The sequence below is a fragment of the Mycobacterium sp. genome (assembly GCF_032159565.1).
GTDB lineage: Bacteria > Actinomycetota > Actinomycetes > Mycobacteriales > Mycobacteriaceae > Mycobacterium.
The window spans coordinates 1-16,090 of the sequence record NZ_JAVHWR010000214.1 but is presented as its reverse complement, the minus strand read 5'-3'; the positions used below and the strand labels follow the sequence as shown (position 1 = coordinate 16,090).

The following is a 16,090-nucleotide window of genomic DNA, read 5'->3' as shown; positions in this document are numbered from 1 at the left end:
ACCCGTTTCAGGCGACGCCCTTCTGACGCAGCAGGGGCAGCACGCCCTCGGCGAACCAGTACGCCTCTTCCAGGTGCGGGTAGCCCGACAAAATGAACTCGTCGAATCCGACCGAGTGGTATTCATAGATCAGGCTGGCGACTTCCTCATGGCTGCCGACCAAGGCGGTGCCCGCCCCGCCGCGGACCAACCCGACACCGGCCCACAGGTTCGGGTATATCTCGAGCTGATCGACCCGTCCGCCGTGCAGCGCCGTCATCCGGCGTTGGCCCTCGGATTGCGATTTGGCGTGCAGCTGAGTCTGTTTGGCGATCTGTTCGGGCGATAGCTCAGCGAGCAGTTCATCGGCGACCGCCCACGCCGCTGCAGACGTGTCACGGCTGATCGTGTGCAGCCGAATCCCGAAGCGCACGCTGCGGCCCCTTGCCGCCGCGAGTTCGCGGACCTTCTCGATCTTGGCGGCGGCCGCCTCCGGCGGCTCACCCCAGGTGAGGTAGACATCGACGTATTGAGCGGCGATGGGAAGGGCAGCGGCTGACGAACCGCCGAAGTAGATCTGCGGCAACGGGTTCGGCGGTGCCGACACCCGGGCGTCCTCGACGGTGTAGTAATCGCCGTTGAAGTTCACCGAGTCCTCGTGCCAGACCGAGTTGACGATGTGGAGGAACTCCCCTGTGCGGGCATAGCGCTCGTCGTGGCTGAGCCAGTCGCCGAAGCGGCGCTGCTCGAGGTCATCTCCGCCGGTGACGATGTTCAGCAGAACTCGGCCCTCGGAGAACCGCTGCAGGGTGGCTGTCTGTTGCGCGGCAAGCGTCGGCGGCACCAGGCCCGGCCGGAAGGCGACCAAGAACTTCAGCCGCTCGGTCTCCGACAGCAGTGCGGCCGCCGTCAACCAGGCGTCCTCGCACCACGTGCCGGTCGGTGTCAGCACACCTTCGTAGCCGAGTCGGTCGGCCGCGCGTGCGACCTCCGCCAAATAGCGGCGGCTTGGCCGTCGATAGGTGTCGGGCACGATGTGGTTCGACGACGCGTGCGAGGCACCGACGATCGAACGGCTGTCGCCGCTGGTGGGCAGGAACCAGAAGAATTTCGCCGGCATGTCGCTCCTAGCGGTTGATCAGAAGGGGAGTAAGCGCGTCGCTATAGCGGCGGTCCACCCAGTTGGCGAACTTCGGCGCATCAGCGATCTGCTTCGATTCGGCGAAGAGGTCGGCCAATTGCTGCTCGGAGCCCACCAATTGGTCGGACAGCGCTGCCGGCAATCGCAGGCTGCGCGCTTGCGACGTTGCGGCGACCTTCGGATCGAGACCTACCGCCGCGGCGTAGTCCCTGGCCCATTGGTCGGGATTGTCCTTGGCCCAGCGCACCGCCTTGGCGTACCGCACCAGCAGATCGTTGAGCGCAGTGTTGCGTTTCGGGTCGGCCAGCGCGTCGTCGGACGCGATGCCGAAGCCGGCACCGTTGGTGACGTCTGTTGCCTCCGCGATGCTGCGCACCGGGATGTCGGCCTCGGCCTGCGCCGTGTAGGGATCCCAGATCGCCCATGCGTCGACCTGGCGCTGGGTGAATGCGCCGAGGGCGTCGGCGGGTTGCAGGAACACCAGGCCGACGTCCGAGGGCGAAAGCCCCGCGCGATGCAGCTGAGCCAGCACGTTGCCGTGCGCGGAGCTGCCCTTGCCGACCGCAATCCGCTTGCCGCGCAGGTCGGACACGGCGCGAATCGGTGAATCGGCGTGCACCAGGATCCGGTCGCCTCGGCCGCTTCCGTCGTACGCGGAAACCACCTTGACCTTCGCGTTGGAGGCCGCGCCGAAGATCGGCGGCGTGTTGCCGGTGATCGCGAAGTCGATCTTGCCCGCCGTCGCGGCCTCGATCTGCGGAGGGCCCGACGTGAACGTCGAGAACGCGACCTTGTACGGCAGGTCGTCGAGTGCCCCTGCAGCGCGCAGCAGCGACTCGGTGCCGCCCTTCTGGTCGCCCACCTGCAGTGTCAGGCCCGACAATTCCGACAGCGGGACCGTCGCAGGCGCCTCCTTGGCGCCCGAGCTGTCCTCGCGGGAGACGCAGGCGCCGAGCAGTCCGACGAAGATGGCGAAAACGGCAACACGGAATGCCAGTGGCCGCCGTGATACGAACATGAAAGATCCCTTCCTTCAGCGATTTCCGTTAGATACGGACGCCGAGCTTGTCCAGAAGATCGATGCGGTAGCGCTCGGATTCGGCGGTCGCCTCCCCCGCGGGCGGGCGCGGCTGGTCGATCGACAGCGTGTACACCACCCGCCCGTCGTTCAGGACGAGCACCCGGTCGGCGAGCGCGACGGCCTCGTCGACGTCATGAGTCACCAGCAGCACACCGAACCGGTGGGCACGCCACAGGTCGAGAAGCAGACCGCGCATCGTCAGCCGGGTCAGCGCGTCCAGAGCGCCGAACGGCTCGTCGAGCAGCAGCAGATCAGGTTCGGCGACGAGCGCACGCGCAAGCGAAACCCGTTGCGCCTGACCGCCTGACAGCGTCGACGGCCAGACGGTCGCGCGATCGGCCAGGCCGACGTCGGCCAACGCCCGGTCGGCTCGCGACCGGGCCTCGTCCCGGCGGAGCTTGCTCCGACCCATGTGCTCCTCGCATGCGCGGTGGTTGAGGCCGTACACCACATTGGTGCGCACGTCTCGCCACGGGAAGAGCCGTGGCTCCTGGAAGGCCAGCGCGGGTGATCCCGTCACGGTGCGCTCGCCGGTGTGGTCGTCGGAAAGGCCGGCGAACACCCGAAGCACGGTCGACTTTCCCGAACCGCTGCGACCGATCAGCGCGACGATCTCGCCGCTGTTGACCGCCACGGTGACGTCGGTCAGGACGCGATGTTCGCCGTACCACTTGTCGATACCCCGCAATTCGCCTGCCAGCGAGGTGTGCTTGTCGGTCAGAACGGTCATGTGCGATACCTCAGGGCTCGTCGTTCCAGCGCGCGGACGATGGCGTCGGTGCCGATTCCGAGCAGTGCGTACACGGTCAGGCCGAAGATGATGATGTCGATGCGCAGGAAGTCCCGGGCGTTGTTGATCATGAATCCGATGCCCTTGTCCGCGTTGATCTGCTCGGCGACGATCAACGTCAGCCATGCAATCGCGAGCGACTGCCGCAAACCGACGAGCACCTGGGGCGCGGAACTGGGGACAATGATGATCCGGAGCCGCTGCCAGAACGAGAAGCCAAGCACCTGAGCGGTTTCGAAGAGCTTCGGGTCGACCTGACGAATCGCCGAGAAGGTGTTCAGATAGAGAGGGACGCTCACACCCAGTGCTACCAGGAGCACCTTCGGAAGCTCGCCGATGCCGAACCACAGGATGAAGAGCGGAATCAGGCCGAGGTGCGGCAGCGCACGCACCATCTGCATCGGTGGGTCGACGGCGGCCTCGAACCACCGCGAAAGGCCGACCGCGATACCGAGGGCGACCCCGAGGAACCCGCCGAGCAGCAGCCCTTCGACCACCCGAATGCCGGAGACCCGCAGGGCGTCGCCGAGTTGTCCGTTCTCGACGACTTCGACGCCGGCCCCGAGGATCAGCGACGGCGCGGGCAGCACATCCTGTGCGATGAGTCCGATCGCGCTTCCCAACTGCCACAGCGCAAGCAAGGCCACCGGCGAGGCCCATCGGATGACCGTCCATCTGCGGTCGCTTCGGCGCGCCGGGGCGGTGCGGGCAGGCGCCAGCTCGGTTGGTGTCGTCACGGTGCTTCGACGCTACGGCGCACGCGAGCGACGGTGAAGGTTTGAATTCTGCGTGAAATAAACGACCCTGCCGGAGTAGGTATCGAAACACTCACTCCGGCACGGCCGTTTCCTTACGCGCTATGTGGTTGTGGTCACAACCGGAAGTCACCGTCGACGATCACCGGCGTCACCTCGTGGCCGTTGATGGTCGACCTGGCTGACTTGTTCGCCAGCAGGGTGATCTGCTGGGCCTGCTGCAGCTGACGCTTGTTACGCACGCTGTTGCGGAACTGCAGCTCGTTCAGCTGCTGCAACTCGGCCTGCTCGAAGTCGCGGCCGCTGATGCCGCCGTTGAACTGCACGCCGGTCGCAGTGCCGTCGAGACGGACCACCCACGATGCGCGCACACCGTCGAAGTCGGCGGTGTACATGCCTGCAGGCGCCGGAACGGCGAGTGCGCTGAACTTGAAGGCCACGCCGTTCATGGTCAGGTCGCCGACCACGTCCTTGCCGTCGAACTCGGCCTTGAGGGTGTCCTTGAAGCGGGACGTGATGTCGATCTTGCCGTCCTTCTGATCGCCGAAGAACCAGGCCTCGTCGTCGGTGCCGTTGCAGGCGTACGCGGCAATCTGGGTGCCATCGACGGCTATGCCGATGACCATTGGCTTGCCGTCGGCCGCCTTGATGTCGGCAATGTACTTCGCCGACTGCGGGAACGGGGCTGCCGTGGCGGGAGCGGGTGTGGCGGAACTTGCGGAGGCCTTGGAGGCTTCAGTGGACTCGGTCGCTTCTTTCGTGCCGCTCGAGCAAGCGGACAGGGAGCCGAGCGCGAGAAGCGCGATGACACCCAGTAGCAGGATGCGGAGATGCTTTTTCATGTGACCAGGATGAATCGCTCACAGCGACCGCACATGAAGAATGCATGGAGATTGCGTGGAGATCCGAGGCGCCCGCAGGCGACCGTGCCGGGCTCACTCCGCCAGGAAGCTCTCCACTTTGTCGAGAAACACCTGCCATCCCGGCTCGTTTGCAGTCAACAGATGGTTGTTGCTGTTGAGGGCGACCAGATGAGAATCGGGGATCAGCGCGGCGAGTTCCTCGGCGACGCGCAGCGGCTGCCGGTGATCGTCGCACGAGTGCAGGATCAATGTGGGGCAGGAAACCAGACCCGCCTCGTCGCGCACATCGATACGCCCGAACTCCTCGAGGAACCGCACCGCGTTCTCCGGCGAGGTGGTGCGCCGCTGCAACTGGTCGAAGGCCGCCCAGTCCGCCCTGGTGCCGTCGGGCAGGAACTGCGCAGCGAACACCTGCCGGAAGGCCGGGTCGTCGCGGCCCCAGCTCACGCGCGCGAGATCGAGGTCCAGTGCCGCTGCCCGCTTCTCCTCCTCGTTGACCGCTCGGGTGCCGCGGCCACGAGCGTAGGAGCTGCACAGCACCAGCTTGCTGACACGGTCGGGATGCCTGGCTGCGTAGGCGACGGCGACCGCGCCGCCCTGGGACACACCCAGCAGCGGAAAGTGCTCCAGTCCCAGTGAATCGACAACGGACTCCAGATCGCTGACCCAATCGCCGAAGCTGAAATCCGTTGCGCTCCAGTCCGATAGACCACAACCTCGTTCGTCGTACCGAATAAAGGTGTGCCGTCGCGAGAGATCGCGAACCCAGTGCCGCCATACCGGGCTCTCGATGTCGTAGCCGAGATGTGTCATCCAGTTGGCTGCGCGCTACCAGCGGCGGGCCCTCCCCCGCCACCGCGTAGGCCAGCCGCACCCCGTCGGCCCCGCGACAGAACGCGATGTGCTGTCGCGGAGGCGGCGGCTCGGCCTGCGCTTCGGGTTCCTGCGGCGTCGGCGGTGTGTCGTCGAGCACCGTGGCGACGAATTGGTACCCGCGACCGCGCACCGTCCTGATGAAGCGCTGCGATTCGCCGTCGTCGCCCAGCGCCCGTCGAGCCGCCTTGATCCGGCTCGTCAACGCCGCCTCGCCGACGAATCGGCCGCCCCACACCGCGTCGAACAACTCCTCTTTGGTGACGCAGCGTTCGCGGTTGATGACCAGTTGCGTCAGGACGTCGAACACCTGCGGCTCGACGCGGACGACCTCGTCACCGTGACGCAGTTCGTAGCGCTGCGTGTCGAGCACGAAACGGTCGAAGCGCCACACGGCGGGTCCCGCCTATCGCCAGCCGTCGGCCGCCCTGGCGGCGCGCATCAGAGCGTCACACAGTTCACGCAGTTCCGTAGGGTGCGCGCCTTCTTCGATCGCGGTGGAGACGTCCTCTGCAGCGCATCTCACCTGATAGACACGGTCGGACAGCTCGGAGGCCTCTTCGGCGGTCAGCACCACCGAATCCGGGGCCAGCGAGGTGCCCCTGACCTGCGCCCGCTGCTCGTAGGCGCGCTGCCGACACGACTGCCTGCAGTACTGACGGCGCCTGCCGAGACCCGCGTCGGCCACTTCGCGACCACACCACCGGCATGATGCGGGACGTCGGCGGGTTCGGGTCAAAGTCTCCACGGATCCCGACTGTAGACGGGGAAAGACGCATATCCCGGTATCATTTGCGGCTGAGTCGGGAACTCGTAGTAAGTGTGCTGCGTTGTTTACCCGGACTGATTGATTTGAGGAGTGTTGACGAATGGCTGATCGGGTGTTGAGAGGCAGTCGCCTCGGAGCCGTGAGCTACGAGACCGACCGCAACCACGACCTGGCGCCGCGTCAGGTCGCGCGCTACCGCACCGATAACGGCGAGGAGTTCGACGTCCCCTTCGCAGACGACGCCGAAATCCCCGGCAATTGGCTGTGCCGCAACGGCATGGAAGGCACCTTGATCGAGGGTGACGTGCCGGAGCCCAAGAAGGTCAAGCCGCCGCGTACCCACTGGGACATGCTGCTGGAGCGCCGTTCCGTCGATGAGCTCGAAGAGCTGCTCAAGGAGCGCCTCGACATCATCAAGACCCGGCGTCGCGGCAGCAGCTGACCAGCGACTAACGCATCACGCCGCGGGCGCGATCCAGGCGCCCGCGCACACCCCACTCTGCGACCTTGAGCATCGCTTCGCGGATGTTGGATCCGCTCATCTTCGACTGCCCCAGCTCGCGCTCGGAGAAGGTGATCGGCACTTCTACCACGACGAATCCGTTGTTGATGGCGCGCCAGGTGAGGTCGATCTGGAAGCAGTACCCCTTCGAGTCGACGGCGGCGAGGTCGATCTTTTCCAGCACCTCACGCCGATAGGCCCGGTAGCCCGCGGTGATGTCGCGCACGCCGACGCCGAGTAAGACCCTGGCGTACGTGTTGGCGGTCTTGGAGAGGGCGAACCGGCGACGCGGCCAGTTCCGGATGGCGCCGCCTGGGACATAGCGCGACCCGATCGCCAGGTCCGCGCCGCCGCCGTCGATGGCGTCGAGCAGCCGGTGCAGTTCCTCGGGCGCGTGGCTGCCGTCGGCATCCATCTCGACCAGGACCGAATACTCGCGGCTCAGCCCCCACGCGAAGCCGGCCAGGTAGGCCGCGCCGAGCCCGTTCTTGCTCTTGCGGTGCATGACGTGGACCCGATCGGGGTCGGCGAGCGCCAGTTCGTCGGCCAGCTCGCCGGTGCCGTCCGGGCTGCCGTCGTCGACGACGAGGATGTGCACGTCGGGCAGGGCGGTGTGCACCCGGCCGGCGATCAACGCCAGGTTCTCCCGCTCGTTGTAGGTCGGGATGATGACCAGAGTGCGCTGACTCGGGCGTTCTGCTGGCCCTGGGCCGCTCATGTGGTTCCTCTTTCGGTGCCCCCGTCATCGGGCGGCGTGTCTTGACCGCCGGCGTTCTTCACCCGGCGGCGGCTGCGCACGAACCTCTCATTGTGCAGTATCGCGGCGATCAGGGCTCCGATCCCGACGGCGACCAACAGCCCCTGGACCAGCGGGCCGAATCGGGTTGCCGGTGTGAGCTGGGTCTTCAGCCGGATCGCCATGTCGAGATAGGCGGGTTCGAACCATCCGGTGCGAGCCAGCACACGGCCGTCTGGCGCGACGACGGCGCTGATGCCCGTAGTGCCGGCCACGATGACGAAGCGGTTGTGCTCAACCGCCCGCAGCCTGGCGAACGCAAGCTGCTGAACACTCATCGATTCGTTGAACGTGGCGTTGTTGGACGGAACCGTCAACACCTGGGCGCCGCTGAGCACCGACTCCCGCGGCGAGCGGTCGAAGATGACCTCCCAGCAGGTCGATACGCCGATCGGCACGCCGGCCGCCTGCACGACGCCGTTCCCGCTGCCGGGTGCGAAGTAACCCGCACGATCGGCATACGGCGAGAAGTGCTTGAAGAAGCTGCGCCATGGCAGGTATTCGCCGAACGGCTGGACGATCTGCTTGTCGTGCCGGTCGCCGGGACCGGTGCCGGGATTCCAGACGATGATCGAGTTGGTCGAGACCGGGTTGTCCGGGGTGTAGCCCGCACCTTTGAGCACTCCACCGACAAGGATCGGCGCCTTGATGGCCTCCACGGCGACCCCGATCTGGTCGGCGGCGTCCTGGTTGGCCAACGGGTCGATATCCGACGAGTTCTCCGGCCAGATGACGAACAACGGCTGCGGCGCACGGCCCGCCCGCACGTCATCGGCGAGCCTCATCGTCTCCCGCACGTGGTTGTCGAGCACCGCACGGCGCTGCGCGTTGAAGTCCAGCCCGAGCTGCGGCACATTGCCCTGCACGACCGCCACGTTGACAGACGGTTCGTCGGCGGCCCCCGCGCCGGAATGCCTGACGGCGGGCGAGATCGCTGCGGTGGCGATCAGCACGAGACAGATGCAGGCGCCGGGCAGGACCACCGAGGGCGGCGCCGAGTCCGCGGGCTTGCCCTCTTCGCCGCCGCGCCACCAGTCGAAGATCTCGAAGGCCAGAGCGGCGAGCGCGAAGCCGAGCAACGTCACCGCAAACGACACCAGCGGCGCCCCACCGATTTGCGCCAGCGACAACAGCGGACTGTCTGTCTGGCCGAAACCGACCACGCCCCAGGGGAATCCGCCGAACGGCACCGTCGACTTCGCCCACTCGGCGAGTGCCCAAAGGCCGGCGAACCAGATCGGCCACGCGGTCAGCCTGCGTACCGCGACAGCGCAGAGGCCGAACAAAGCAGGGAACACGGCCTGCACGAGCGAGAGCACCAGCCATGGCAGGAGCCCGACCATCGCGCCGGTCCACGGCAACAGCGGTATGTAGAAGGCCGCCCCGAAAAGGAAGCCGTAGCCGAATCCGCCGACGAGCTTGGTGGTGTCCCTGGTCAGCACCCAGGCCAGCAGTGCGAACGCGACGATCGCGGTGTACCACCAGCCGAACGGCGGGAAGCTCAAGCAGAGCAGCAGCCCGCCGACGAGCGCGGCGCTGATGTGCGAGAGCCGGGCCACCAAGGCCGTGCCGAACCGCTGGACCCATGCGGGCACCTCGCGTTTTGCGGCCGGCTCGTCGGCTGTCGTGTCGGCGGACGTGGCCTCGCCGTCGCCGTCGCCCTCGTCGGCGCGTTCGTAGTCGAAAACCGGGAACGAGTCGGTGTCGTCCTCGGCGCGGCCCCATCGCCGGTGTGGCGTCCGCTTAACCATGGATCACCGCACCTCGGTGCACGGTCTGACGGCATCGCGGCAGCAGGTCGTCGACGCCGAGACGGGGCAGCGCGGGCACTCGCGAACGCGGGTCGGTGGACCAGCGTTGCACTGCGTTGTCGGGGGCGCTGACCTCCAACTCGTCGACCTGCCACACCGCGTACGAGGCGGCTGCGCCGGGAACGAGCGTGCCGGTGATGCCGTCGCGCACGCCGGCCGCGCGCCACGCGCCCCTGGTCGCGGCCGAGAACGCCGCACGCACCGATATCGCGCTGGCTTGCGTCTTGTGCCTGGCCGCCGCACGGACGGTGACCCAGGGATTCATGCCGGTTACCGGCGAATCGGAGCCGAAGGCGAGTGGCACGCCTTGGGATGCTAACAGCGCGAGCGGGTTGAGCCGCAAAGCCCGGTCCACGCCGAGACGCTGCGCATACATTCCGTCGTCGCCGCCCCACAGCGCGTCGAAGTTGGGTTGCACGCTTGCGATGACCCCCCACGCGCCTAGCCGCGCCGCCTGCTCGGGTGTGACCATTTCGAGGTGTTCGAGCCGGTGCCCGCAGCGCGCGACGGCCTGCGCGCCGAGTCGGTCGACCACCTGCTGCACAGCACCGACGACGGCGCCGACCGCGGCGTCTCCGATCACGTGGAAGCCCGCCGGGATACCGGCTTCGGTGCAGGCGTGCAGGTGCGCGGCGATGGCCTCCGAATCGAGGTAGGTGTTTCCGCAGCGGTCCGGCGCATCGGTGTACGCCTCGTGCAGCCAGGCCGTCCGAGATCCCAGGGCGCCGTCGACGAACAGGTCGCCCGCCAACCCCCGCGCGCCGGTCGCGTCCATCAGGGCCTCGGCCTGACGGCGGTCGGTGACCGCTTCGCCCCAGTAGCCGACGACCTCGACGCCGTGCTGGGTGCCGCGCAGTTCATGCCAGTCGTCGAGACCACCGATGTCGGGACCTGCGCATTCGTGGACGGCGACGATGCCGTTGGCGGCGGCGAGGTCGAGGGCGGCGGTGCGGGCGCGGGCACGTTGATCGGGGGTCAGCCGGTCACGAGCGGCGCCCCGGACCAGGTGGTGGGCGGCAGCGGTCAGCGGACGTTGCGCGTCGAAGCCCTGCGCCGCCGACAGACCCGGCGCCAGCCGGCGCAGCGCCGTGGACCCCGCCGCCGAATGGACGTCGACGCGGGCCAGATAGGCAGGCCGGTCGCCGACGACCGCGTCCAGGTCGTCGGTGCTCATCGGAGTCGCCTCCGGCCAGCCCGACTCGTCCCAGCCGTGGCCCCAGATGGGTCCGTCGGGATGGGCCCGGGTGTACTCGGCGACGAGCTGCAGGCAGTGCCGTGCCGATGTGGCATGGCGCAGATCGAGGCCGGTGAGCATGAGACCGGTCGCGGTGACATGTACGTGGCTGTCGACGAAAGCTGGCGCGACGAACCCGCCGTCCAAATCGACGACCTCGGCGTCCGGGAACTGGGCGAGACCGACGCCGTCGCTGCCCAGCCACACCACGGCGCCATCGCGGACGGCCATCGCGGTGGCGTCCGGCATGGCCGGACTGTGAATCCGGCCGCGACGAAGCAGCGTCGTCAAGTCAGTCTGGCTGGCGGGGCAACACCGGAGGCTCGACATCGACGACGTCGATCACTTCACCGTCGATGTAGTCGCCGCGCCCCGCTTCTGGCCGGCTCGCCGCGGCGGCCCATGGATCTGGTCCTCCTCGCGTGCGGGACGCGACCGTGATCAGCGGCATGCGGCGGGCGGCCATGGCCGTCAGCACAGGGCGGGCGACGGCGCGGGTCGGCGGCATCAGCAGCAGCAGGCCGGCCGCGGTGGTGACCAGGCCGGGCAAGAAAACCAGCACGGTGCCCAGCGCGACCATCGCGCTGTCGGTGACCGCGCCCTGCGGTGTGGTCAAGCCCGACCGCAGACGCTGGATGTGGCGTTTGACCTGGGAACCGGCGAGCACGAAGCCGAGAACCGACGTGCCCAACAGCGCCAACACGGTCCAGCCGAACCCGATCGTCGAGACCAGGGCCACAACGACCCCCAGTTCGACGACCAAGTAGATCAGGAACAGACGCATCGCCATAGTGTGCCAACGGTTCGAAAGGCGGCCAGGTTCCGAGAACCTAGACGGGCGCGGGCGCGGTGACCTCGATCGCGCGGTGCACCTTGTCGATGCCGCCGCGGAAGAGCGCCTGCGGCACCCACCACCATGCGTGCCACCAGTAGCGCTTGGTGACTTTCTCGAACACCTGGCGGGTCTGCGACGGGGGCAGATTTCGCGCCACGGCCTCGACGGGCTCGCCCTTCGGCTTGCCGAGCGCACCGGCCTTCTGGATGGTCACCCGCGGCGTGTTGTTGATGCGTTTCGTCTTCCACGAGCCGTCGTCGGTGATGATCAGCAGCTTGTCACCCTCGAGAACTCCCCACACCGTTGTCGGCTTGGGTGTTCCGTCCTTGGTGAAGGTGGTGAGCAGCAGGTATTTCTCGTCGTAGACGTCTTTGAAGATGGCGGCCATGAGAGTCAATTCACCGCTTTCAGCTCGATCGAAACGTTGTTCTTCATGCCGCCGCGCAGCTTGGAGAACAAGTTGAAGGTCTTTCCGAGCAGGCCGTACCGCTTGCCGATGGCGTCGTAAGTGGCACCGTTCGCGGACTTGTCGAGGATCGTGGCGACGGCCTCGACGGCCTCGCCCTTCGGGTTGCCGCTCCGGTCACACTCGGCGATGGTCACCCGCGAGGTGTTGCGGATGCGCTTGACCTTCCACGACTTCTCCTGGGTGATCACGACCAGGCCGTCGCCGCTGGGCGCCGCCCAGATGGCGGTCGGCTTGGGGCGGCCGTCCTTGGTGAACGTGGTCAGCAGGATGTATTCGTTCTTCGCGACGTCGGCAAAGGTGACAGGCACATGCTCAACGTAGCGGGAACTAGCCTTCGAGGTCGCCCTCGGCTTCCAGCAGCGCCGCACGCAGCGCGTCGATCGTGTCGGCGTCGGGCTGCGCCCACATGCCACGATCGGCCGCTTCCAGCAGTCGCTCGGCCATGCCGTGCAGCGCCCACGGGTTCGACTCGGCCATGAACTTGCGGTTCTCCTCGTCGAGGACATATGCCTGCGTGAGCCGTTCGTACATCCAATCGGCCATCACGCCCGCGGTCGCGTCGTAGCCGAACAGATAGTCGACGGTGGCGGCCATCTCGAATGCCCCCTTGTACCCGTGCCTGCGCATCGCCGTCATCCACCGCGGGTTGACGACCCTGGCCCGGAACACGCGGGTGGTCTCCTCCGACAGGGTGCGGGTGCGGACGGCGTCGGGGCGGGTGTTGTCGCCGATGTAGGCGACGGGCGCCGTGCCGGTCAGTGCGCGGACGGTGGCGATCATACCGCCGTGGTACTGGAAGTAGTCGTCGGAGTCGGCGATGTCGTGTTCGCGGGTGTCGGTGTTCTTGGCGGCCACCGTGATTCGGCGGTACTGCCGGTTCATGTCATCGGCGGCGGGTGCTCCGTCGAGCCCGCGGCCGTAGGCGAAACCGCCCCATGCCGTGTACACCTGCGCGAGATCCGCATCGTCCCGCCAGTTGCGGCTGTCGATCAGTTGCAGGAGGCCGGCGCCGTAGCTGCCCGGCTTCGAGCCGAAAACCCTTGTAGTGGCGCGCCGTCGGTCGCCATGCTCGGCGATGTCGGCGTCCGCGTGCGCGCGGACGTAGTTCTGCTCGGCGGGCTCGTCGAGACTGGCAACGATCGCGACCGCGTCGTCGAGCATGGTGACCACGTGCGGGAAGGCGTCCCGGAAGAAGCCGGAGATCCGCACGGTGACGTCGATGCGGGGCCTGCCGAGTTCGGCGAGTGTGATCGGCTCGAGGTCGACGACGCGCCGCGACGCGTCGTCCCATACCGGCCGGACCCCCAGCAGCGCAAGCACTTCGGCGATGTCGTCGCCCGACGTGCGCATCGCCGACGTGCCCCAGACCGAGAGGCCGACCGACCGCGGCCAGTTGCCGTGGTCCTTGCGGTACCGCTCCAGCAGCGAGTCGGCCATCGCGGTGCCGGTCTCCCACGCCAGTCGTGACGGCACTGCCTTTGGGTCGACGGAGTAGAAGTTGCGTCCGGTGGGCAGCACATTGACCAGACCCCGCAGTGGTGAACCCGACGGACCCGCGGCGATGAATCGGCCGTCGAGAGCGCGCAGGATCTCGTCGATCTCCCCCGCCGTGCCCGCGAGCCGCGGAACGACTTCGGTCGCCGCGAACCGCAGTATCGCTGCGACGTCACCGTTGTCGGTCAGTCGGTCGGCGACCGCGGGCTCCCAGCCAGCCCGTTGCATATCGGAAAGCATTGTGCGAGCACGGTTTTCGGCCTCGTCGACGGCTGCGCGGTCGTCGCTGCCGTCCTCGGCCAGGCCGAGCGCCTGTCGCAGGCCGGGCACCGTCTTGTCGCCGCCGAACAGCTGGCGGGCCCGCAGTATGGCGAGGACGAGGTCGAGCTGGGGTGCGTCGGTCGGCGCCTGACCCAGCACGTGCAGACCGTCGCGGATCTGGACGTCCTTGATCTCGCACAGCCAGCCGTCGACATGCAACAGCATGTCGTCGAACGAGTCGTCCTCCGGCCGCTCGGCCAGACCCAGGTCGTGGTCCATCTCGGCGGCGCGCATCAGCGTCCAGATCTGCTGGCGGATTGCCGGCAGCTTGCCCGGGTCGAGTGCGGCGATGTTGGCATGCTCGTCGAGCAACTGCTCCAAACGCGCGATGTCCCCGTAGCTTTCGGCGCGGGCCATCGGCGGGATGAGGTGGTCGACGAGTGTGGCGTGTGCGCGCCGCTTGGCCTGAGTGCCCTCGCCCGGGTCGTTGACGAGGAACGGATAGATCAGCGGCAGGTTGCCCAGTGCCGCGTCGGCGCCGCACGCCGCGGACATGCCGAGCGTCTTGCCGGGCAGCCACTCGAGGTTGCCGTGCTTGCCGAGGTGGACGACCGCGTCGGCGCCGAAACCTTGGTTCAGCCAGTGGTACGCCGCCAGGTAATGATGGCTCGGCGGCAGGTCCGGGTCGTGGTAGATGGCGACGGGGTTCTCGCCGAAGCCCCGCGGTGGCTGCACTATCAGCACGACGTTGCCCGCCTGCATCGCGGCGATGACGATCTCGCCGTCCGGGTCCTGCGTGCGGTCGACGAACAGGTTACCGGGAGCGGGGCCCCAGTGCTTCTCGATCGGATCGGTGAGCTCTGCGGGCAAGGTGCCGAACCAGGCCCGGTAATCCTTGGCGGACAGCCGGATCGGGTTACCGGCCAGCTGGCCTTCGGTGAGCCAGTCCGGATCCTGGCCGCCGCGTTCGATCAGCGCGTGGATCAGCGCGTCGCCGTCCTGTGCGTCGACACCGGGGATGTCGCCGATGTCGTAGCCGGCCTCGCGCATGGCCCGCAGCAGGGCGACCGCGCTGGCCGGGGTGTCGAGCCCGACCGCGTTACCGATGCGGGCATGTTTGGTCGGATACGCGGAGAACACGACCGCCACGCGCTTGTCCTTCGGTGCGACGGCCCGCAGTCGTGCGTGCCGCACAGCGAGGCCTGCCACGCGGGCACAGCGTTCGGGATCGGCGACGTAGGAGATCAGGCCCTCGTCGTCGATTTCCTTGAACGAGAACGGGACGGTGATGATCCGTCCGTCGAACTCCGGCACCGCCACCTGCGTCGCGACGTCGAGCGGGCTGAGACCGTCGTCGTTGTCGTGCCATTGTGACCGCGAGCTGGTCAAGCACAGGCCCTGCAGTATCGGGATATCCAGTGCGGCAAGGTGTGCCACGTTCCAGGTGTCGTCGTTGCCGCCTGCCGACACGGTGGCCGGAACCGCTCCGCCTGCGGCCAGCACGGTGGTCACCATGGCGTCGGCCGATTTCAGCAAGTCGAGCATGTCGCCTTCGGCGGTACGCAACGAGGCGCAGTAGACGGGCAGCGCGCGCCCGCCGGCGTCTTCGATCGCATCGCAAAGCGCTTGGACGTAGCCGGTGTTGCCCGCCAGCTGCTGAGCCCGGTAGAAGAGCACGGCGATCGTCGGGCCGTCACCATTGGTCGACGCGCGTTCGAGCACACCCCAGTTCGGGATGATCGCGGGCGGCGCGAACCCGAAGCCGGTCATCAGCACGGTGTCGCACAGAAATGCGTGCAGCTGGCGGAGATTCTCCATGCCGCCCTGAGCGAGATAGATGTGAGCCTGCACCGCCGCCCCAGCCGGAACCGTGGAGCGGCTCATCAGCTCGGCGTCCGGAGCATGCTCACCGCTGACCACCACCGTCGGCACGCCGCTGCCGATCACGGTGTCGATGCCGTCCTGCCAGGATCGGTAGCCACCGAGTATCCGCACCACGACCAGATCCGCGCCGTTCATCTGCTCGGTCAGCTCACCGTCCACGAGCCGCGACGGGTTGGCCCACCGATACCGCGCGCCACTCGAACGGGCGGCGATCAGGTCCGTGTCAGACGTCGACAGCAACAGGATGGTGGGCTCAGGCACCCACCATTCCTATCGCAGTGGGCTGTCAGTCGCCGAAGCGGCCGTGCCAGGTCTGCGGGTAGGGCAGGCCGGTGGCGGCGGCAAGGGCGAGGAGTACAGCGCCGAAGACGATCAAGGAGAACATCGTTGGTCCTTCCGTACGTTGTTACACACGCGTGCAACTGCGAGCACCGTACGACGACACCGGCGGTTAATGATCGACATGTGCCTGACGGAACTCGCAGACCAGCGGTGTGACGACGGTCACATTCACGCACTAACGAAGCCCTTGGAGACCATCCAGTCGCGCGCC

At 67.5% G+C, this 16,090-nt stretch carries 14 protein-coding genes and 1 pseudogene; 1 reads left to right on the top strand and 14 read right to left on the bottom strand.

The genetic code is table 11. The features are described 5' to 3' along the window. Positions 1-7 precede the first annotated feature (7 nt). From QOC76_RS29100 to QOC76_RS29070, 7 genes and pseudogenes are all read right to left on the bottom strand, one after another. The gene (locus QOC76_RS29100; RefSeq protein ID WP_526363097.1) at positions 8-1,099 is read right to left on the bottom strand and encodes an LLM class flavin-dependent oxidoreductase; all 1,092 of its coding nucleotides are present in this window, start codon (positions 1,097-1,099) and stop codon (positions 8-10) included. Between the two features lie 7 nt (positions 1,100-1,106). Beyond that, positions 1,107-2,138 carry an ABC transporter substrate-binding protein gene (locus QOC76_RS29095; protein ID WP_526363095.1) on the bottom strand — a complete coding sequence of 344 codons (1,032 nt, stop codon included), beginning with the start codon at positions 2,136-2,138 and terminating at the stop codon, positions 1,107-1,109. A 28-nt stretch (positions 2,139-2,166) separates the two neighbouring features. Further along, on the bottom strand, positions 2,167-2,931 hold the full coding sequence (locus tag QOC76_RS29090; RefSeq protein ID WP_526363093.1) for an ABC transporter ATP-binding protein: 765 nt from the start codon (positions 2,929-2,931) through the stop codon (positions 2,167-2,169). Beyond that, positions 2,928-3,728, bottom strand: coding sequence for an ABC transporter permease (locus QOC76_RS29085; RefSeq protein ID WP_526363091.1), 801 nt, complete (start codon positions 3,726-3,728; stop codon positions 2,928-2,930). The genes QOC76_RS29090 and QOC76_RS29085 overlap by 4 nt, the downstream gene beginning before the upstream one ends. A gap of 134 nt (positions 3,729-3,862) precedes the next feature. Continuing rightward, complete coding sequence (locus QOC76_RS29080) at positions 3,863-4,588, bottom strand: hypothetical protein (protein WP_526363089.1); 726 nt, start codon at positions 4,586-4,588, stop codon at positions 3,863-3,865. Between the two features lie 93 nt (positions 4,589-4,681). Further along, positions 4,682-5,876 (bottom strand): annotated as a pseudogene (locus tag QOC76_RS29075) (alpha/beta hydrolase). A gap of 12 nt (positions 5,877-5,888) precedes the next feature. Further along, complete coding sequence (locus tag QOC76_RS29070; RefSeq protein WP_526363227.1) at positions 5,889-6,221, bottom strand: hypothetical protein; 333 nt, start codon at positions 6,219-6,221, stop codon at positions 5,889-5,891. A gap of 130 nt (positions 6,222-6,351) precedes the next feature. Here QOC76_RS29070 and QOC76_RS29065 point away from each other — a divergent pair, with 130 nt between their 5' ends. Then, positions 6,352-6,693: an RNA polymerase-binding protein RbpA gene (locus QOC76_RS29065; protein ID WP_526363087.1), complete on the top strand. Its 342-nt coding sequence runs from the start codon at positions 6,352-6,354 to the stop codon at positions 6,691-6,693. A 7-nt stretch (positions 6,694-6,700) separates the two neighbouring features. Here the strand turns inward: QOC76_RS29065 and QOC76_RS29060 are convergent, their stop codons facing one another. From QOC76_RS29060 to cobN, 7 genes are read right to left on the bottom strand one after another with little or no spacing between them, the layout of a single operon-like run. Beyond that, entirely contained in the window at positions 6,701-7,471 is a 771-nt protein-coding gene (locus QOC76_RS29060; RefSeq protein WP_526363085.1) for a polyprenol monophosphomannose synthase, read from the bottom strand. Then, the gene (gene lnt / locus QOC76_RS29055) at positions 7,468-9,300 is read right to left on the bottom strand and encodes an apolipoprotein N-acyltransferase (protein WP_526363083.1); all 1,833 of its coding nucleotides are present in this window, start codon (positions 9,298-9,300) and stop codon (positions 7,468-7,470) included. The genes QOC76_RS29060 and lnt overlap by 4 nt, the downstream gene beginning before the upstream one ends. Beyond that, a complete protein-coding gene (locus QOC76_RS29050; protein ID WP_526363081.1) occupies positions 9,293-10,885 on the bottom strand; it encodes an amidohydrolase in 1,593 nt (530 codons plus the stop codon). The genes lnt and QOC76_RS29050 overlap by 8 nt, the downstream gene beginning before the upstream one ends. A gap of 1 nt (position 10,886) precedes the next feature. Beyond that, positions 10,887-11,384 carry an FxsA family protein gene (locus tag QOC76_RS29045; RefSeq protein WP_526363079.1) on the bottom strand — a complete coding sequence of 166 codons (498 nt, stop codon included), beginning with the start codon at positions 11,382-11,384 and terminating at the stop codon, positions 10,887-10,889. Between the two features lie 40 nt (positions 11,385-11,424). Further along, the gene (locus QOC76_RS29040) at positions 11,425-11,817 is read right to left on the bottom strand and encodes a PPOX class F420-dependent oxidoreductase (RefSeq protein WP_526363077.1); all 393 of its coding nucleotides are present in this window, start codon (positions 11,815-11,817) and stop codon (positions 11,425-11,427) included. Positions 11,818-11,822: 5 nt separating this feature from the next. Next, the gene (locus QOC76_RS29035) at positions 11,823-12,206 is read right to left on the bottom strand and encodes a PPOX class F420-dependent oxidoreductase (protein ID WP_526363075.1); all 384 of its coding nucleotides are present in this window, start codon (positions 12,204-12,206) and stop codon (positions 11,823-11,825) included. 19 nt (positions 12,207-12,225) lie between these two features. Continuing rightward, complete coding sequence (cobN, locus tag QOC76_RS29030; protein ID WP_526363073.1) at positions 12,226-15,798, bottom strand: cobaltochelatase subunit CobN; 3,573 nt, start codon at positions 15,796-15,798, stop codon at positions 12,226-12,228. Positions 15,799-16,090: the final 292 nt, after the last annotated feature.